Here is an 18,821-nt window from a genome sequence, read left to right as displayed (position 1 = left end):
TCAGGCCTTCGTCCGCACCCGGCCGGAGAGCACCGCGCCGAGCAGCGCCACCCCGGCCATCGACAGCAGGATCACCGCGAAGGCGCCGGGCGAGCCGGCCTCCCCACCGCCCCCGTGGGCGGCGGCGAGCGAGCCGCCGCCCAGCGCCGCGAACATCACCCCGGCCAGACCGGTCAGCAGCACATTGCCCAGCGCGTCGCTCATCTGGAGCGCGGCCGAGTTGGCCCCGGCGTCCTCCGGCGTGGAGAGCTTCATCATCAGCACGCTGACGCTCGCGATGGCCATCCCCATCCCGACGCCGCCGACGCCCCAGGCCACCGACGCGGCCCAGGCCGGCACCGCCGGGAACAGCACCAGCGCGGCGCCCGAGATCGCCACCGCGGTCAGCACGAAGCCGCCCCGGATCATCACCGTGCGGTAGCGCTCCGCCCCGGGCCGGCCCTGGAGCCAGGAGCCGAGCGCCCAGGTGAGACCGCCGCTGGTCAGGGTCAGGCCGGCCAGCGTCGGCGAGAGCCCACGCTGGGTGGTCATCATCAGCGGGATGAAGGCCTCGGCCGCGAAGAACGCCCCCGCGGCCAGCCCGCGCAGCAGGATCACGGCCGGCAGTCCCCGGCCGGCCCGCAGGGTCCGCGCCGGCAGCAGGCCGAGGACCGCCGGCACCAGCAGCGCCGCCCCGGCGATCCCGGGGACCAGCCCGATCAGGTCGCGCCGCTGGCCCGCGTACTGCAGCAGGCCGGCGCCGACCGCCGCCATCGCGGCCAGCAGGGTGCGACGGCGGTCGAAGGCCGCGCCCCTGGCCACCGGGTGCTCCCGCTCGGTGCGGGCCAGTGCCGGGCCCATCACGGCCAGCGGCAGCAGGATCAGCACCGGCACGGCCAGGAACACCCAGCGCCACCCCAGGTGCTGGGTGACGGCCCCGGAGACCAGCGGACCGATGATCGAGGGCAGCACCCAGGCCGAGGAGAAGGCCGCGAACACCGCGGGCCGCAGCCGCTCCGGGTAGGCCCGGCCGACCACCACGTACAGGGCGACGATCACCAGCCCGCCGCCGAGGCCCTGGATGGCCCGCCCGGCCACGAACACCCACATCCCGGGTGCCGTCCCGGCCACCACCAGCCCCACGCCGAACACCGCGATGCCGCTGAACAGCGGCCGCAGCGGGCCGCTCCGGTCGCACCACTGGCCGGAGACGACCAGGGCGAACAGGGTGGTGGTGAAGTAGCCGGAGAAGGCGAACGCGTACAGCCCGAGCCCGTTCAGCTCGCGGGCCGCGGTCGGCATCGCGGTGTTGACGGCCGTCGCCTCGAAGGCGATCACCAGGACCACCGAGACGATCCCCAGCGTCAGCGCACGGTAGCGGCCGCCGAGGACCCCACCGCCGGGGTCGTCGTCGAGGGGTATCGGTACGGGGTCGACCGAGGTGGGGGAGGCAGTGGTCATACGTAACATCGTAAGAGCCGTCTGCCCCGATGACCCCTGACCCCGGTCGGTGATCTCCTCGGCCGCAGGGCCTAGGACGGGCCCCGGGACCCAGGACGGGCCCCGGCCGGGACCGCGGCGGAGGTCAGTGCAGCACCTTGAGGCCCACCACGCCGGAGACGATCAGCAGCAGGCAGGCGATCCGGGCCATGGTCACCGGATCCCCCAGGACGGCCATGCCGTAGACCGCGGTGCCGACCGCTCCGATGCCCACCCAGACGGCGTAGCCGGTGCCGATCGGAATGGTGCGCATCGCGTACGCCAGGCCGCCCATGCTGAACAGCAGTGCGATGCCGAAGACGAGGCTGGGAACGAGGCGGGTGAAGCCCTTGGACGATTCCAGGGCGACCGCCCAAATGGTCTCCAGGACACCCGAGACGATCAGAACGAGCCAGGCCATGACGGTGCTACCTCCGCAGTCCACAGCGGCCGGATTGCCGCTGAACTGCGCCGTCTTGTCGTCACCGGGTACGACGCGCTCGTCCGGGGTGGCGGAAATACCGCCACCTGTCCCCGACGGTAGCACACCTTGCCATACAGAATTTACAAAAGGGCATTGACCCCTCTCCCCCGGATCGGCCACTATGAATTCACTGGCCGTGTGCCCGAGTGGCCTAGGGAACCGTCTGCAAAGCGGTGCACGCGGGTTCGATTCCCGCCATGGCCTCACCGGAAAAGGAAATTGCCGGTCGACTCCGAAAGTCGACCGGCAATTTCCTTTCCCTGCTTTCCGCCTTTTCCGGGAGCTCCCGGTCCGTCCCGGGAGCTCCCGGTCAGGCGGTGACGGCGTCCTCGGCCCGGATCGGCAGCCGGCCGACCGGCAGGCCGGTGGCGGCACGCACGGCCGCGGCGACGGCCGCCGGGGCGACCACCGCGGGCACGGCTCCGACCGCCTTCGCGCCGAACGGGGCCACCACGTCGCGCTCCTCCAGCAGCGCGGCGATCCGCACCTCCGGAGTGTCCAGCGCGGTGGGCAGCCGGTAGCCGGTGAGCGAGGGGTTCAACAGCACCCCGCCCTCCGTCCGCAGGTCCTCCAGCAGCGCCAGGCCCACTCCCTGGGCCACCCCCGCCTCGATCCGGTCCTCGATCTGGCGCGGGTTCAGCGCCCGGCCGACGTCCTGGGCGACCGTCATCTCGACCACCCGCACGGCGCCCAGCTCGATGTCCACGTCCACCACCGCACGCATCGCGCAGAACGAGATGGAGACGAAGGCGTCGCCCTGCCCGGCCTCGTCCAGCGGCTCGGTGGGGTGCGGGCGGCACTGCGCGGTGGCCCAGAGCTCCTTGCCCTCCAGCGCCTCGGCGACGGGCATGCCGAGCACCCCGTCGTACGAGGTGATCTTGCCGTCGGCGATCTGGAGCAGCTCCGCCGACATCCCGAAGTTCGCCGCGATCGGCTGCAGCAGCTGGTGGCGGACCATCAGCGCGGCCCGCTCGACGGCGCCGCCGGAGACCCAGGTGTGCCTGCCGCGGGCGGACGGCCCGGCGATCGACTGGTCGCTGTCGGCCGGGGCGATGTAGACCTCGCTGACGCCCAGCACGGTCTGCACGATCTGCCGGGCCAGCGTGGCGAAGCCCTGCCCGGCGTCGACCGCCGCGCAGATCACCGTGGCGTGGTCCCCGCTGACCCGCACGGTCGCCGTGGAGACCTCGTCCTCGCCCTCGGCGCCCAGCATGTGCACCATGCCGACGGCGTAGCCGATCCCGCGCCGCACCGCCGCCGGGTCGCCCGCGCCGCCGGGCCCGCCGGGCAGCAGCCACTCGGCGTCCGGGTCGTCCACCGGCAGGGCCGGCAGCGGCTCGGCGGCGACCGCGTCCAGCAGGGCGCGCACCGGCGCCGGGCAGGTGACGGCCTGACCGGTGGGCAGCGGGTCGCCGGTGGACATCGCGTTGCGGCGGCGGATCTCCACCGGGTCCACGCCGATCCGGGCGGCCAGCTGGTCCAGCTGCGACTCGTACGCGAAGCAGGCCTGCAGGGCGCCCTCGCCGCGCATCCGGCCGGCCGGCGGGTTGTTGGTGCGCACCGCCCAGGCGTCCACGAAGACGTTCGGGCAGACGTACGGACCGGCCGAGAAGGCCGTCGCGGCGGCCAGCGCCTCGGCGGAGACGTCCGCGTAGGCGCCGCCGTCCAGCAGGATCTGCGCCTCGACCTTCACCAGCGTGCCCTCGGCGTCGGCGTGGTGGCGGTAGCGCAGGAGCGCGGGGTGGCGCGAGGTGTGGGTGTGGAAGGACTCCTCGCGGGTGAGCGTCATCTTCACCGGCCGGCCGGTGCGCAGCGCCAGCAGGGCCAGGGTGACCTGGAACGAGAGGTCCTCGCGGTCGGTGGTGGCGCCGGGCACGCCGGTGACCACCAGCCGGACCCGGTCCGGCTCCAGGCCCAGGCAGGCGGCGGTGCGGTCGCGGTCGCCGTGCGGGTCGGTGGAGGACAGGTGCAGCTCGACGCCGCCGTCCGGGCGCGGTACGGCCAGCCCGGCCTCGGCGCCGAGCGGGGCCGGGTCCTGCCGGCCGACCTGGTAGAGGCCCTCGACGACGATCTCGCCGACCGCGTCCGGGTCCCCGGTGCGCAGCGGCAGGTGGCGGAACAGGTTGCCGTCCGGGTGCAGCGGCGGCGCGGTGAAGGCCTGCTCCGGGTCGGTGACGGCCTCCAGCGGCTCGTAGTCGACCGCGATCAGGCCGACCGCCAGCCGGGCGGTGTCCGGGTGGTCGGCGGCCACCGCGGCGATCGGCTCGCCGTGGTGGCGCACCACGCCGGCGGCCAGCACCGGCCGGTCGGCGACGATCGGCCCGGCCGGGGCGCCGTCGGGGGTGCCGTCCGGTCCGGGCGGCAGGTCGGCGGCGGTGACCACGGCGTGCACGCCGGGCAGCGCCAGCGCGGCCGAGGTGTCGATGCCCCGGATCCGGGCGTGCGGGTGCGGCGAGCGCAGCACCGCGCCCCACAGCAGCCCCTCGGCCCACAGGTCGGCCGCGTACGGGTAGATGCCGAGCGCCTTGGGCAGCGCGTCGCTGCGCAGCGGGGAGCTGCCCAGGCCGATCGGCTCCGGTGCGCCGCCCTCGCCGCCGTCCTGCTGGAGTGCTGCGCCGATGTCGGTAGGCGACGTCATGATGCGTGGTCGTCCTCGGGGAGCCGGATGCCGTGGGCGGGGGTGGCACCGTACGGGACACCGGCCGGGGCGCCGCCCTCGGCCGGGGCACCGTGCGGGTGCGGGGCGGCGTACGGGGTGCCGTGCGGCGGCGTGCCGTCGTAGACGGAGCCGGGCAGCGGGGTCCCGTGCGCGGGGGTGGGCTCGTAGACCGGGGCGTCGTACCCGGTGTCGTAGCCGTTCTGCTGCTGGTGGCCGTCCGGGTAGGGCACGTAGGTGCCGTGCGCGGGGGTGGCCTGGTACGGCTGCTCGGGGTAGCCCTGCGGCGGGTAGTACACCTGGTCGTCGGCGGCCTGGGCGGGGATCCGGGCGGGGATGTCGTCCCGGATCGGGGCCAGCACGGTGGTGTCGTACACGCCGGTGTCGTAGCCGCCCTGGGGGTCGCCGTACGGCAGCCCGGCCGGGGCCTGCTCGACGGCGTGCTGTTCCACGGCGTGCTGTTCCACGGCGGGCTGCTCCGGGTGGTACGGCTCCGCGGGGTGGGCGACCGGGTGGGCCTCGACGGGCTGCTGCGGGACGTGCTCGATCCAGGCGTCGGCGTCGGCGTAGACCGGCGGCTCGACGGCCTGCCCGGGTTCGACCGGCGCGTCCACCGGCACGTCGGCGGGCGGTTCGGCGACCGGCTCGGCCGGCCCCCCGGGAGCGGGCCCGGCGGCCTGCGCGGCGGCCTCCTCCGCCTCCTCGGCCTCCGCCGCGCGGGCGTCCGCGACGGTCTGGACGGCGGCCAGCACGCCCCGGTAGCCGGTGCAGCGGCAGAGGTTGCCGCACAGCGCCTGACGGGCCTCCACCTCGGTGGGCCGGTGGTTGCGCTGGAGCAGGTCGTGCACCGCCATCGCCATGCCGGGGGTGCAGTAGCCGCACTGGACGGCGCCGGAGGCGGCCAGCGCCTGCTGGACGGCGCTCGCGCCGCCGGCGGCGGACAGGCCCTCGACGGTGCTGATCTCGCTGTCCGCGGCCAGGGCGGCGGGCACCAGGCAGCCGGCCACCAGCTGGCCGTCCACCTGCACCGAGCAGGCCCCGCACTCGCCCTGCTCGCAGCCGTCCTTGGCGCCGGCCAGGCCGAGCCGCTCGCGCAGCACGTAGAGCAGGCTCTCGCCGATCCACGCGTCGGTGACGGGCCGTTCGAAACCGTTGACCCGCAGCGTGTACGAGGCGCACGGGCGCAGCTCGCGGCTGACCTGCGGGGAGAGGCCGAGCGGGTCGGCGTCCAGGGTCTCGATGGGGTCTGTGGTCACTTCAGCGCCCTTCCCAGTGCCCGTCGGGCCAGCACCGATACGGTACGCCGCAACCGAACCGCGGCCGCGGTCGGCCCCTCGGTCACGGCCTCCCAGGCGCCCTCGGCGCCGTAGTTGTCGGGGACGCAGGCGGCGGCCACGTACTCGCCGAAGGCGGCGGTCGCGGCCGGGTCGATCTCCCGGCTGCCGTCCCAGTCGATGCAGCCGGCCACCCAGGCCTCGGCCTCCAGCGGGCGCAGCGGCACCGGCGCGACGGCCCCGACGGCGCAGCGCACCGAGCGCCGGGCCGGGTCGAGGACCAGGGCGACGGAGGCGGTGGCGCGGGCCGGTCCGCTGCGGCCGGTGGCCTTGAGGAAGACCTGCGGGGCGTGCAGCAGCGGGACGCGCACCCAGGTGAGCAGTTCGCCGGGGCGCACCGGGTCGAGCCCGGTGAGCAGGTGACTGACCGGCACCTCGCGGGTGCCCCCGGCCCGGGCCAGGGTGACGCTGGCCTCCAGTGCGGTGAGCACCGGGAGGGTGTCGCCGGCCGGGGCGGCGGTGACGATGTTCCCGCCGAGGGTGCCGACGTTGCGGACCTGCGGCGGGCCGGCGGTGCGGGCGGCGTCGGCGAGCGCGGGGATGAGCGCCGCGAAGTCGGGGCGGTCCATCCGGGCGTGGGTGAGTCCGGCGCCGAGCACGGCGGTGCCGCCGTCCTCGTAGCGCCAGCCGCGCAGTTCGGTGATCCGGCCGAGGCCGACCAGGGCGGCGGGGCGCAGTCGGCCGGCGTTGACGGCCTCCATCAGGTCGGTGGCTCCGGCCACCGGTACCGCGGCCGGGGCGGCGGCCAGCGCGTCGACGGCCTCGTCGAGGGAGGCCGGCAGCATGATCGTCCGGTTCACCTGGGTCCCACCGTGCTCCACTTGCTCATCGATCGCCTGCCGCCCGCCGGCCTTCGGCCGTACTGTCCTGCGTCAGCAGCCCGGCCTGGCCCGTAGGGTACGGGCGATCGGGCCGGGTTGGGCAACTCTGGCACACAATGCTCGATGATCATTTCGGGACCGGTGAACGGGACTGCCCGATTGGGACTGATACCGGGCGGTATCTGCCCCGACCCGCTCCGGGCCAGGGCAGATGTTCATCAGTTCTTGACGTCGGACGACCGCTCAGAAGTTCCCCACGGGTAGGACCGGGGCGTTTCCCGCGGGTCTTCGCCCGGTCCGGCAGGCCCCGCGGGACACCCCCTACCGCACCGGCGGCGGGCCCTCGATCGGCCGGCCGAGCACCCCGGGGCGGCGCTGCCACGGGTGCGGACCGTCGGCCGGGCGGTACTCGACGCCGAGCGCGTCCAGCGCCCTCAGGTGCGTCGTCAGCCGCTGCTCGAAACCGGCGAAGTCCCGCTCGGCCGGCTCGGCGGGCAGCTCCGACCAGGCGACCTCGGCGAAGGCGACCAGCCGGGGGAAGGCCCGGTAGTCGATGTCCCGGGCGCTGTCCATGAACTCGCTCCACAGGTTGGCCTGGGTGCCGATCACGTGCCGGGCGGCGGCCTCGTCCAGCTGCTCGGGGACCGGCTCGAACCGGTAGACGTCCTCCAGCGTGCGCACGAATCCGACCGGGATCGGCTCGTCCGGTCCGTCCGCCTGCCGGTGGTCGAAGTAGACGTGCTGCTCGGGGCACATCACCACGTCGTGCCCGGCCTTCGCGGCGGCGACCCCGCCGCCGAAGCCGCGCCAGGAGGAGACGGCGGCGCCCGGCGCGAGCCCGCCCTCCAGGATCTCGTCCCAGCCGATCAGCCGGCGGCCGCGGTCGGCCAGCCAGCCGTCGAAGTGCCGGATGAGGTGGCTCTGCAGTTCGTCCTCGTTGGCCAGGCCCAGCTCGCGTATCCGGGCCTGCGCGGCGGCGCTGTCCTTCCACTGCTCCTTGGGGCACTCGTCGCCGCCGAGGTGGATGAACTCGGACGGGAAGAGCTCCAGGACCTCCTCCAGCACGCCCTCGAAGAAGCGCAGGGTCTCCTCGGAGGCGTTGAGCACGTTGTGGCTCACCCCCCAGTCGGTCCAGACCCCGAGCGCGGCGGTGTCCACCACGTCGGTGTTGCCCAGCTCGGGGTAGGCGGACACGGCGGCCTGGGTGTGGCCGGGCAGGTCGATCTCCGGGACGACGGTGACCCCGCGGGCGGCCGCGTAGGCGACGATCTCGCGCAGGTCGTCCTGGGTGTAGTAGCCGCCGTGCGGGCGGTCGTCGCGGCGCTGCCCGGCCCGGTAGCCGACCATCGAGCGCTCCCGCCAGGCGCCGCGCCCGGTCAGCCTCGGGTAGCGCTTGATCTCCACCCGCCAGCCCTGGTCGTCGGTCAGGTGCAGGTGCAGCACGTTGAGCTTGTGCGCGGCCAGCAGGTCGACGAAGCGCAGCACGTCCGACTTGGGCAGGAAGTGCCGGGCGACGTCGAGCAGCGCGCCGCGCCAGCCGAACCGGGGGGCGTCCGCGATGTCGGCGCCGGGCAGGACCCAGCCCTCGCGGCGCAGCGGCGAGCGGCGGTAGGCGTCCGGCCCGAGCAGCTGCCGCAGGGTCTGCGCGCCCCACAGCGCTCCGGCCGGGCCGCCCGCGGCGAGCAGGGCGTGGCCGGGGCGCACCGTGATCCGGTACGCCTCGGCGGCGAGCGTCCGGTCCTCGACCAGCTCGATGCCCGAACCCGGCCGGCCCGGGCCGAGCGGCAGCCCGGTGGCGGCGGACAGTGTGGTCCGCAGCCAGCGCTCGGCGTCGGCCAGCGCGGGGGGTGCGGTCAGCGTGGTGGCGGCGTCGAGCGGGTAGTCCTCGTCCGGGCGGCGAACGGCACTCGACGGTGCGGGAATGAGGTCCATTCCGACATCCTGCCCACGCCCCGACGATTGGCATAGACCACCGGGGAAACCCTGGTGCTATGCAAAACGGCGTTGTGCGCGGCGCCGCGGACTACTTGTTGTCGCCGTCGCCGCCCTGCGGCTTGCCGATGCCGTCGTAGATCTCCTTGCACATGGGGCAGACCGGGTACTTCTTCGGGTCGCGCCCGGGCACCCACACCTTGCCGCAGAGCGCCACCACGGGAGACCCGGAGAGGGCACTCTCCATGATCTTGTCCTTCTGGACGTAGTGCGCGAAGCGCTCGTGGTCGCCGTCCCCGTGGGACACCTGTGGGACGGGCTCGACCAGGGTGCCGGTGCCGAGGCCGCGCTCGGGCTCAAGAGTGCTCATGGGTGCCAAGTCTATGGGGGCCTCCGGAAACCCGGCCAGTGTCGCGGCGCGGGGCCGGTCGGCTCAGTTCATCGTGGGGTCGTCCGGGTAGGTCGCCAGCAGGGCGAGCGGGCCGCGCTGGCGGCGCAGGACCGCGCGCCACAGCCGTTCCGGCTCGGGGCTGGAGACGTCCCCCGGCTCGCAGTCCACCAGGTACCAGGCGCCGCTCTCCAGCTCCGCCTCCAGCTGTCCCGGCGACCAGCCGGCGTACCCGGCGAAGATCCGCAGGCTGCCCAGCTCCCCGGCCAGCACCTCGGGCGGCGCCTCCAGGTCCACCAGGCCGATCGCGCCGTGCACCCGGCGCCAGCCGAGCGGCTCGCCGGTGCCCGGCTCCCCCGGTGCCACCGCGAGGCCGAGCGCCGAGTCCAGCGCCACCGGGCCGCCCTGGAACACCACGGCCGGCTGTCCGACGAGTCTGTTCCAACCGTCCAGCACGCTTCCCACCTCGACCGGCGTCGGCCGGTTGAGGACCACGCCGAGCGCCCCCTCGACGTCGTGGTCGAGGAGCAGCACCACCGCCCGCGCGAAGTTCGGGTCGGTGAGCAGGGGCGTCGCGACGAGCAGACAGCCGGTGTGGGACCGGCCTCCGTGCGAATGGGCCGCCGTCATGCCCACATGATCCCGCAGAACGGCACCGCTCGGACACCGCAACACCCGGAAACGCCCACGCCGGACGAACACCCGTACGGCCGCACCGGGGGGCGGGCGCGGGCCCGGAGAGAGCACCATCACGGGAGAGGCTCACGGGAACCAACGGAGCGCCTACTACCATCTACGTCTGGTGGACGCCTATACGGTGCCGACTCGGTTTCGCCGGGGGCCCGAACGCGCCCGTACGAACGGTCCACCACCGGCTCTCTCCCGGAGCCGCCCTTTCCGACTCCTCTGGCACCCCGGATTGCGAGAACGATGACCGACGACGTCCTGCTGGTCCATGGCGGAAATCCGCTCGAAGGCGAGATCCGCGTCCGCGGTGCGAAGAACCTGGTGCCCAAGGCCATGGTCGCCGCCCTCCTCGGGCAGGGCCCCAGCAGACTGCGCAACGTCCCGGACATCCGCGACGTCAAGGTGGTCCGCGGCCTGCTGCAGCTGCACGGCGTGACCGTGCGCACCGGTGACGAGGACGGCGAGCTGATCCTCGACCCCTCGCACGTCGAGAGCGCCAACGTCGCCGACATCGACGCGCACGCCGGCTCCTCGCGGATCCCGATCCTGTTCTGCGGCCCGCTGCTGCACCGCCTCGGCCACGCCTTCATCCCCGGCCTCGGCGGCTGCGACATCGGCGGCCGCCCCGTCGACTTCCACTTCGAGGTGCTGCGCCAGTTCGGCGCCACCATCGAGAAGCACCCGCAGGGCACCTACCTGGTCGCCGCGCAGCGGCTGCGCGGCACCAAGATCGAGCTGCCCTACCCCTCGGTCGGCGCGACCGAGCAGGTGCTGCTCACCGCCGTCCTCGCCGAGGGCGTCACCGAGCTGCGCAACGCGGCCATCGAGCCGGAGATCGTCGACCTGATCTGCGTGCTGCAGAAGATGGGCGCGATCATCACGCTGGGCACCGACCGGACGATCCTGATCACCGGCGTGGACGAGCTGAACGGCTACAACCACCGCGCGCTGCCGGACCGCCTGGAGGCGGCCTCCTGGGCCTGCGCGGCGCTGGCCACCAAGGGCGACATCTACGTCCGCGGCGCCCGCCAGCTGGAGATGATGACCTTCCTGAACACCTTCCGGAAGGTCGGCGGCGCCTTCGAGGTGGACGACGAGGGCATCCGCTTCTGGCACCCGGGCGGCGAGCTCAAGGCGATCGCCCTGGAGACCGACGTGCACCCGGGCTTCCAGACCGACTGGCAGCAGCCGCTGGTGGTCGCGCTGACCCAGGCCACCGGCCTGTCCATCGTCCACGAGACGGTGTACGAGTCGCGGCTCGGCTTCACCGGCGCGCTGAACCAGATGGGCGCGCACATCCAGCTCTACCGCGAGTGCCTGGGCGGCACCCCGTGCCGCTTCGGCGCCCGCAACTTCCTGCACTCCGCGGTCGTCTCCGGCCCGTCCAAGCTGATCGGCTCCGAGCTGGTCATCCCGGACCTGCGCGGTGGCTTCTCGTACCTGATCGCGGCGCTGGCGGCCGAGGGCACCTCGACCGTGCACGGCATCGACCTGATCAACCGCGGCTACGAGAACTTCATGGACAAGCTGCGCGACCTGGGCGCCCACGTCGAGCTGCCCAGTGAGCAGCTGGTCGACGCCTGACGGTCCGGTCCCAACGGCGAGAGGCCGGGCTCCCCAGCGGGGAGCCCGGCCTCTCGGGCGTTCAAGGGGTGGCTCAGGCAGCGCCCTTGGCGGCTTCCTTCAGCTTCGAGCCGGCGCTCACCTTGGCGCTGTAGCCCGCGGCGATCTGGATCGGCTCGCCGGTCTGCGGGTTGCGGGCGGTGCGGGCAGCGCGGTGGGTGCGCTCGAAGGTCAGGAAACCGGGGATGGTGACCTTCTCGTCGCCCTTGGCGACGACCTCGCCGACGATCTCGGCGAAGGCGGCCAGAACGGCGTCGGCGTCCTTGCGGGTCACCTCGGCGCGCTCGGACAGCGCGGCCACCAGCTCACTGCGGTTCATGTGTACTCCTGTGGTCTGTTCGCTTGCGGTGCGCGGGGGCCCATCGGTGCTCCCACCGGGGGGCACCCGGATGGGCCGCAGGTCCGCACACTGTGCTCATGCAGGCAATGCGTGGTCGCAGGCCGGGTCCGTACCCGATGCCGCGCGCCGGAGCCGTCGAAGGCCCACCCGCCCGCCTGGATACGAATCCTGCCCCGACCGGCCCCGAGAAAGCCAATCGGGCCCCGGGCGAGCCACCCGAACATCGCCCGCTCGTTGGAGGTGTGACGCTCCGTCGGCTCCGGCGGACCGGGCGCGGGCGGCGGTCGGGACGACACGCCGGAAGACCAGGGGGACGTTCCGTACTTGTCGGACACGCCTGCCCCGTGCAGGGCTACGGTACGCCCTAGGACTGACAAGCCCAAACACGCCCCTCGCCCTTGTGTCGCAAGGGTTCGGGGCGGGCTGGGCGGGTATGGCCCTTATTCGTACATTTGAGCGATCTGCGACACGTCGCCCGACCCGGTCGTCAGAGCTTGACGACGGGGAACGCGGCGGTGTCCAGGGTGCCGACGATGCCGGGGGTCGGACGGGCCGGCGCGGGGTCCTCCTGGGCCCCCGCCAGGGCCGCCTCGCGCACCGCGGAGGCGACGGTCTTGGCGACGTCCTTGTGGAACACGCTCGGGATGATGTAGTTGGCGTTCAGCTCGTCGTCCGCCACGGTGGTGGCCAGCGCCCGGGCGGCGGCGATCATCATCTCGGTGTTGACGGTGCGGCTCTGGGCGTCCAGCAGGCCGCGGAAGACGCCCGGGAAGACCAGCACGTTGTTGATCTGGTTCGGGAAGTCGCTGCGGCCGGTGGCGACCACGGCGGCGGTCTGCCGGGCGATGGCCGGGTCGACCTCCGGGTCCGGGTTGGCCAGCGCGAAGACGATCGAGTCCTCCGCCATGGTGGCCAGGTCGTCGCCGTCCAGGACGTTCGGGGCCGAGACGCCGATGAAGACGTCGGCGCCCGCCACGGCCTCCTTGAGGCTGCCGGTACGGCCCGAGCGGTTGGTGTGCTCGGCGATCCAGCGCAGGTTCTCGTTGAGGTCCCCGCGGCCCAGGTGGACCACGCCGTGCACGTCCGCCACGGTGGCGTGCTCGACGCCGGCCGCCATCAGCAGCTTGAGGATCGCGGTGCCGGCGGCGCCGGCGCCCGACATCACCACGCGGATGTCGGCGATCCGCTTGCCGACCACCTTCAGCGCGTTGGTGAGGGCGGCCAGCACCACGATCGCGGTGCCGTGCTGGTCGTCGTGGAAGACCGGGATGTCCAGGGCCTCGCGCAGCCGGGCCTCGATCTCGAAGCAGCGCGGCGCGGAGATGTCCTCCAGGTTGATCCCGGCGAAGCCCGGGGCGATCGCCCTGACGATGGCGACGATCTCGTCGGTGTCCTGGGTGTCCAGGCAGATCGGCCAGGCGTCGATCCCGGCGAAGCGCTTGAACAGGGCCGCCTTGCCCTCCATGACCGGCAGCGCGGCCTCGGGGCCGATGTTGCCCAGGCCCAGCACCGCCGAGCCGTCGGTGACCACGGCGACGCTGTTGCGCTTGATGGTCAGGCGGCGCGCGTCCTCGGGGTTCTCCGCGATCGCCATGCAGACCCGGGCGACGCCGGGGGTGTAGATCATGCTGAGGTCGTCACGGTTGCGGATCGGCAGCTTCGAGGACATCTCGATCTTGCCGCCGAGGTGCATCAGGAAGGTGCGGTCCGAGACCTTGCCGATCGACACGCCGTCGATCGCGCGCAGCTTCTCGACGATCTCCTCGCCGTGCGCGACCGAGGAGGCCGCCACCGTGACGTCGATCCGCAGCGCCTCCAGGCCGGAGGCGGTGACGTCGAGACCGGTCACCGACCCGCCGGAGGACTCCACGGCCGTGGTGATCGCACTGACGGCGTTGCCCCGGGCCGGGACCTCCAGCCGTACCGTGATCGAGTTGGAGACACTGGGCACCGTCGCCATCGACGCTTCCTTCTTCCGTCTGTCCCGCAGGCTCAACATTTTGTTGAAGGCATCGCCCGCGCATGCTAGACCTCGATCGTCGCACCTTCCAAGGGGTAGCCAGAAATAACGTTCATTGAGTGTGCGGACCCGACAATCCCACCCAATGGCCGCCGCTCCCCCGCCGCTCACTCCTTGCCTCTCCCGGCCGATGCGTTACATTGGACGGGACACCGGCTCGATCCAAGCCCCCGGGCCCAACCTTCGTCCCTTCGAGGGACCACTTGCCGCGAGGCGAGCATGGCGGGTCGGTGTCGTAAACGTCTGAAGGCCCCTCACCGTCCGGTGAGGGGCCTTCTTCCGTCGGGTCCCGACGAATCCCGTCGGGACCCGACGGGCCGTCAGCCGTGCAGCAGTGCGGGCACGCCGTCCGCGTCCGGCAGGTCGTCCGGACCGGAGAGCACGGTCAGCCGCTGGGTCGCGCGGGTCAGCGCCACGTACAGCACCCGCAGCCCGGCCTCCGACTCGCCGGCGATGCCGGTCGGGTCGGCCACCACGGTCGCGTCGTACTCCAGGCCCTTGGCCTCCAGACTGCCCAGCGCCACCACGCGCCCGCCCAGGCCCTCGGCCCAGCCGGCCGCCTCGTCCCGGCGGTCCATCGGCACCACGATCGCCACGGTGCCGTCCACCTCGGCCAGCAGCCGCTCCAGCTCGGCCCGGGCGGCCTTGCCGAAGGCCTCCGGCGAGGGGTCGGTGGTGGCCGCGAAGCGCGGCTCCACGCCGACGCGGCGCACCGCGGTCGGCGACGGGGTGCCCGGCGCGGCCAGCGCCAGCACCTTCGCCGCGACCTCGGCGATCTCGGCCGGGTTGCGGTAGTTCACGGTCAGCGTGAAGCGGCGGCGCGGCTTGCCGGAGAGCACCTCGTCCAGTGCGGCCTGGGCCTCCTGCGGGAACGGCCAGGAGGACTGCGCCGGGTCGCCGACGATCGTCCAGGTGGCCATCCGGGCCCGGCGGCCGATCATCCGCCACTGCATCGGGGTGAGGTCCTGCGCCTCGTCCACGATGATGTGCGCGTACTCCCTGCGCTCGACCGGCTGGCGGTCGCGCTGGCGGGTGGAGCGGTCGGCGAAGGTGGTGACCTCCTCCAGGCCGCTCAGCAGGTCCACCGCGTCCACCTCGCGGACCTTCGGGCGGGCCGGCTCGCCCAGCAGCACCTGGAGCTCGTCGATCAGCGCGACGTCGTGCGCGGACAGCGCGCCCGCGCCCTCCGCGGACAGGTGGCGCCAGGAGGCGGCCAGCAGCCTGGCCTCGTCCGGGGTGACGGCGCGGCGGGCGATCCGGTTGGTGTGCCGGTGCTGCCGCAGCGTGCCGAGCACCCGGCGCGGGCTCAGCGCCGGCCACCAGGCGTCCAGGAAGTCCAGGAACGAGGCCTCGTCCGAGACGTACTCGTCGAAGGACTCCTTCTCCTCCTGGCGCTGCTCGCGGGCGTAGTGGTCGGCGGGCTTCGGCAGGTCCCTGGTGGCCTGCTGCCAGAGGGCGTCCAGCAGCAGCCGGCGGGCCCGCGGGCGCAGCAGGTTCAGCGGGGTGCCGCCGGAGCCCACCACGTTGCCGCGCACGGCCTTCAGCCGGGAGGCGTCCAGCTTCAGCACCTCGCCGCGGGCGACGACCTTCAGCTCCTGCGGCGCGCCCAGCTCCAGCGCCGCGCGGGCGGCCCGGCGCAGCAGCTGCACCATCCGGCCCGAGCCCTTGACCCGGGCCGCCTCGGGAGTGTCGTAGGTGCCCGCCTCGATGCCGTCCACCAGCGAGCCGACCGCTCGGATGGCGACCTGGCCCTCCTCGCCCAGCGCGGGCAGCACGCCCTCGGTGTAGGACACCAGCAGCGGGGTCGGCGAGACCACCAGGATGCCCCCGGCGTAGCGGCGGCGGTCCTGGTAGAGCAGGTAGGCGGCGCGGTGCAGGGCGACGGCGGTCTTGCCGGTGCCGGGGCCGCCGGTGACCAGGGTGGCGCCCGCGGCGGCGGCGCGGATCACCTCGTCCTGCTCCTTCTGGATGGAGGAGACGATGTCGCGCATCGAGTGGCTGCGGGCGCGGCCCAGCGAGGCCATCAGCGCACCGTCGCCGACCACGGCCAGCTCCTCGCCGTCCAGGGTCGGGGCGAGGTCCGGACGCAGCAGGTCGTCCTCGACGCCGATCACCTTGCGGCCCTTGGAGCGGATCACCCGGCGACGGATCACCCGGCCCGGTTCGACCGGGGTGGCGCGGTAGAACGGGGCGGCGGCGGGCGCGCGCCAGTCGATCACCAGCGGGCCGTACTCGGCGTCCAGCACGCCCAGTCGGCCGATGTGGAGGGTCTCGGCGACGGCCGGGTCGGCCGGGTCGAGCGGGGTGTCCGACGGGATCCCGTGCTCCTCCGGGGCGTCCGCCCGCTGGAGGTCGATCCGGCCGAACAGGAAGTCCTCGAACTCGCTGTTCAGTCGGTGGAGGTGGGCGCCGGCCCGGTAGACCTGGGCGTCGCGTTCGGCGAGCGCGCCGGGGGTGCCGACCTGGACCCGCTTGGCGGCGTCCTCCAGGATGTACTCGGCCTCGGCGAGCTTCTCCTCCAACCGGTGGTAGACGGTGTCGAGGTGCTGCTGCTCACCGGCGATCTCGCGCGCGCGGACGGTCTCGTGGTCGGTGGCGGGGGTGGTGGGCGTGTTGCTCTGCATGGCCTCGGTGGTTGCGGCGGAATCCCGCTCCGGAAAACGAGCGGACGGATGATCCTACGCCGCCACCCCCGGGCCGCGCTGCTCCGGAACGTACAAAAATCGAAGGGCCGCCCTCCGCGGAGCGGAGGGCGGCCCTTCGAGTCAACATGGGGTGGTGGAGATGCCGGGAATCGAACCCGGGTCCAGTGGAGTTAATTCAGGGCTTCTCCGAGCGCAGTCCGCTGTGCTTTTCTCGGCCCTGGCGGTCACACGGACAAGCCGCCAACAGGCCCAGCTGCTGTTTGATTTCCCATCCACCCTCGCAGCCCGGGCGGACGGTTGAGTTCCCTAGATTATGCCAGGGTCCGGGTCGGGAACTCCCCGGTCTGACACCCAAGCGCTATCGGTGCTTATTAGGCAGCGAGAGCGAACTGCTGGGAATCGCGCTTAGAGTTGGCGATTATTTTTTTGCGACACGTGGTTAACGAGATCATTGCCGCGTTCCTCGGCTCGCTTCCCCTGTTTCAACATCCCCTGTCGAAACCGATCATCCCCATGTTTTGTTGAGAAACAGCGCGGACGGTGACCGTCCTTGTTGCTGGCGCCATACTACGCGAGGCGACCAGCGGGGGTCCAGCCGATTAACTCTGGCGTCGCCGGGCCGCCGCCACGGCGCGGGCCGTCTCGCGGGTGTCCTGCTTCTCGCGCAGGGTCTGCCGCTTGTCGTAGAGCTTCTTGCCGACCGCGAGGGCCAGTTCGAGCTTCACCCGGCCGTCCTTGAAGTACAGCGAGAGCGGGACCAGGGTGTGGCCCGCGTCGCGGACCTTGGTCTCGATCTTCTGGATCTCCATCCTGTGCAGCAGCAGCTTGCGCTTGCGCCGGGCCGCGTGGTTGGTCCACGTCCCCTGGGTGTACTCGGGGATGAAGACGTTGTCGATCCACGCCTCGTGGTTCTGGATGTACGCGTAGCCGTCGACCAGGTTGGCCCGCCCCTCGCGCAGCGACTTGACCTCGGTGCCGGTGAGCACCAGGCCGCACTCGTAGGTGTCGAGGATCGTGTACTCGTGTCGCGCCTTCTTGTTCTGCGCGATCAGCTTCTGTCCGGTTTCCTTTGCCATAACCCGGTCATTCTCGCACTTCGGGGCCGGATGGGGCAGCTGCTTTAGGCACGGGTGCCGAGCCCCGCGAGGACCCGCAGGGCGAGCTCGTCGGCCTCCTCGCCCGAACCGGCCGGGACGTCGGGGGTCAGGCCGGTACCGTCCGGGGAGCGTCCGGCCGGGGTGTAGTAGCGGCCGACGGTCAGCTCCAGCACGGCGCCGTCGGCGAGCCGGCTGGGCCGCTGGACGGTGCCCTTGCCGAAGGTCCGCGAGCCCACCACCACGGCGCGGCTGCGGTCCTGGAGGGCCCCGGCGAGCAGTTCGGCGGCGCTCATCGTGCCGCCGTCCACCAGCAGCACCAGCGGGGTGCGCTGGTCGCCGCCGGGCGGGGCGGTCAACTCCCTGGTCTCGCCGCGCTCCTGGTACGAGCCGACCGTTCCGCCGTCCAGGAAGATCCCGGCGGTGCCGGCCGCCTCGTCGACCAACCCGCCGGAGTTGCCGCGCAGATCGAGCACCACGCCGGTGTGCGGGGCGCGCAGCGCGGCGCGCACCTGATCGGCCACGCCGCTGGTGAAGGCGCGCACGGTCACCCGCAGCACGCCCTTGCCGAGCTGCTCCGCGGTGACCTGCCGACTGTCCAGGAGCACGCGCCGCAGCCGCAGTTCGCGCTCCTCCGCCCCGCCGCGCCGGACCGCCAGGGTGACCTCGGAGCCGGCCCGGCGCTCCTCGCCCCGGCCGCGCAGCCGCGCGACCACCTCGGTGACCGGCAGGTGGTCGGCCTGGTCCTGACCGATCCGCACGAGCCGGTCGCCGGGGGCGATCCCGGCCGCGGCGGCCGGGCCGCCGGGGGCGACCTGGGAGACCTCGGTGACGCCGTCCTGGCCGCGGCCGACCGAGAGGCCGACACCCGGGTAGCGGCCGTCCAGGCCCTGGCTGAACTCCGCGTACTCCTGGGCGCTGTAGTACGCGCCCCAGCGGTCGCCGCCGGCCGCCAGCAGGTGCTCGGCCTGCTGCTCCGACAGGGTGGCGCCGGCCGGGTCCGCCGGGAGCCCGCCGGTGGCCCGGGCGGTGTCGGCGGAGGACCGGTGCGGCGGGTCGCCCGGGTCGCCCCAGGCGCCGGTGGCCGCGCCGGCCAGCAGCACGGCGCCGAACACCAGGCTGAGCACGGTCACCTGGCGGGCCCTGCGCGGAGTTTGCAGCATGGCACCGGAGTGTAGACACCGCCGCGCGCGGGACGAACCGCAACGGTGGACCGCGGAACGCCGACGGCCCCGTACGGCGCAGCTTGGGTTCTAGGGATCGTTGCAACACCCCAGTTCAAGGGGTGCGATGGACTTCGAGATCCGCAAGGACCGGACCGGGCGGGGACGACGGAAAC

General features: G+C 73.2%; 14 protein-coding genes, 1 tRNA gene, 1 other RNA gene and 1 riboswitch. Of the genes, 2 read left to right on the top strand and 14 right to left on the bottom strand.

Going from position 1 to position 18,821, the window contains the following annotated elements; translation table 11 throughout:
- Together ACFWJ4_RS19760 and ACFWJ4_RS19755 are read right to left on the bottom strand one after the other, a co-directional pair.
- A complete protein-coding gene (locus ACFWJ4_RS19760) occupies positions 1 to 1,440 on the bottom strand; it encodes an MFS transporter (RefSeq protein WP_380545570.1) in 1,440 nt (479 codons plus the stop codon).
- Positions 1,441 to 1,564: 124 nt separating this feature from the next.
- Positions 1,565 to 1,879 carry a DMT family transporter gene (locus tag ACFWJ4_RS19755; RefSeq protein ID WP_380545568.1) on the bottom strand — a complete coding sequence of 105 codons (315 nt, stop codon included), beginning with the start codon at positions 1,877 to 1,879 and terminating at the stop codon, positions 1,565 to 1,567.
- A 44-nt stretch (positions 1,880 to 1,923) separates the two neighbouring features.
- A riboswitch (guanidine-III (ykkC-III) riboswitch) is annotated at positions 1,924 to 1,989 on the bottom strand.
- Between the two features lie 85 nt (positions 1,990 to 2,074).
- Between ACFWJ4_RS19755 and ACFWJ4_RS19750 the strand changes: the two genes are divergently transcribed.
- A tRNA-Cys gene (locus ACFWJ4_RS19750) sits at positions 2,075 to 2,146 on the top strand.
- Between the two features lie 106 nt (positions 2,147 to 2,252).
- On the opposite strand, the gene ACFWJ4_RS19745 is transcribed toward ACFWJ4_RS19750, so the two are convergent.
- The 6 genes from ACFWJ4_RS19745 to ACFWJ4_RS19720 form a co-directional block, all read right to left on the bottom strand.
- Positions 2,253 to 4,580 (bottom strand): xanthine dehydrogenase family protein molybdopterin-binding subunit, encoded by a 2,328-nt coding sequence (locus ACFWJ4_RS19745; protein ID WP_380545566.1) that lies wholly within the window; start codon positions 4,578 to 4,580, stop codon positions 2,253 to 2,255.
- Positions 4,577 to 5,854 (bottom strand): 2Fe-2S iron-sulfur cluster-binding protein, encoded by a 1,278-nt coding sequence (locus tag ACFWJ4_RS19740; RefSeq protein ID WP_380545564.1) that lies wholly within the window; start codon positions 5,852 to 5,854, stop codon positions 4,577 to 4,579. Before ACFWJ4_RS19740 ends, ACFWJ4_RS19745 begins: the two co-directional genes overlap by 4 nt.
- Complete coding sequence (locus ACFWJ4_RS19735; protein WP_355265826.1) at positions 5,851 to 6,717, bottom strand: FAD binding domain-containing protein; 867 nt, start codon at positions 6,715 to 6,717, stop codon at positions 5,851 to 5,853. The genes ACFWJ4_RS19740 and ACFWJ4_RS19735 overlap by 4 nt, the downstream gene beginning before the upstream one ends.
- 357 nt (positions 6,718 to 7,074) lie before the next feature.
- Positions 7,075 to 8,685: a beta-N-acetylhexosaminidase gene (locus tag ACFWJ4_RS19730; RefSeq protein ID WP_380545562.1), complete on the bottom strand. Its 1,611-nt coding sequence runs from the start codon at positions 8,683 to 8,685 to the stop codon at positions 7,075 to 7,077.
- 91 nt (positions 8,686 to 8,776) lie between these two features.
- On the bottom strand, positions 8,777 to 9,055 hold the full coding sequence (locus ACFWJ4_RS19725) for a DUF3039 domain-containing protein (RefSeq protein ID WP_359904233.1): 279 nt from the start codon (positions 9,053 to 9,055) through the stop codon (positions 8,777 to 8,779).
- A gap of 63 nt (positions 9,056 to 9,118) precedes the next feature.
- A complete protein-coding gene (locus ACFWJ4_RS19720) occupies positions 9,119 to 9,703 on the bottom strand; it encodes a YqgE/AlgH family protein (protein ID WP_359904235.1) in 585 nt (194 codons plus the stop codon).
- A 300-nt stretch (positions 9,704 to 10,003) separates the two neighbouring features.
- On the opposite strand from ACFWJ4_RS19720, the gene murA reads away from it, so the two are divergent.
- On the top strand, positions 10,004 to 11,344 hold the full coding sequence (gene murA / locus ACFWJ4_RS19715) for a UDP-N-acetylglucosamine 1-carboxyvinyltransferase (protein ID WP_359904238.1): 1,341 nt from the start codon (positions 10,004 to 10,006) through the stop codon (positions 11,342 to 11,344).
- Positions 11,345 to 11,417: 73 nt separating this feature from the next.
- Here the strand turns inward: murA and ACFWJ4_RS19710 are convergent, their stop codons facing one another.
- The 6 genes from ACFWJ4_RS19710 to ACFWJ4_RS19685 form a co-directional block, all read right to left on the bottom strand.
- Positions 11,418 to 11,702, bottom strand: coding sequence for an HU family DNA-binding protein (locus tag ACFWJ4_RS19710; RefSeq protein ID WP_030242980.1), 285 nt, complete (start codon positions 11,700 to 11,702; stop codon positions 11,418 to 11,420).
- A 508-nt stretch (positions 11,703 to 12,210) separates the two neighbouring features.
- On the bottom strand, positions 12,211 to 13,683 hold the full coding sequence (locus ACFWJ4_RS19705; RefSeq protein WP_359904241.1) for an NAD-dependent malic enzyme: 1,473 nt from the start codon (positions 13,681 to 13,683) through the stop codon (positions 12,211 to 12,213).
- Positions 13,684 to 14,063: 380 nt separating this feature from the next.
- Positions 14,064 to 16,367, bottom strand: a complete 2,304-nt coding sequence (locus tag ACFWJ4_RS19700; RefSeq protein WP_380545560.1) for a HelD family protein — start codon at positions 16,365 to 16,367, stop codon at positions 14,064 to 14,066.
- Between the two features lie 152 nt (positions 16,368 to 16,519).
- Positions 16,520 to 16,901: a transfer-messenger RNA gene (gene ssrA / locus ACFWJ4_RS19695) on the bottom strand.
- An 86-nt stretch (positions 16,902 to 16,987) separates the two neighbouring features.
- Entirely contained in the window at positions 16,988 to 17,464 is a 477-nt protein-coding gene (gene smpB / locus ACFWJ4_RS19690) for an SsrA-binding protein SmpB (protein WP_359904247.1), read from the bottom strand.
- Between the two features lie 44 nt (positions 17,465 to 17,508).
- Positions 17,509 to 18,645, bottom strand: a complete 1,137-nt coding sequence (locus ACFWJ4_RS19685) for a S41 family peptidase (protein ID WP_380545558.1) — start codon at positions 18,643 to 18,645, stop codon at positions 17,509 to 17,511.
- Between the last annotated feature and the right edge of the window lie 176 nt (positions 18,646 to 18,821).

Source organism: Kitasatospora sp. NPDC127067, assembly GCF_042724755.1.
In the GTDB taxonomy this organism is placed as follows: domain Bacteria; phylum Actinomycetota; class Actinomycetes; order Streptomycetales; family Streptomycetaceae; genus Kitasatospora; species Kitasatospora lactacystinica.
Note: the sequence above shows the minus strand (reverse complement) of the source record. Positions and strands in the feature narration are given on the sequence as shown.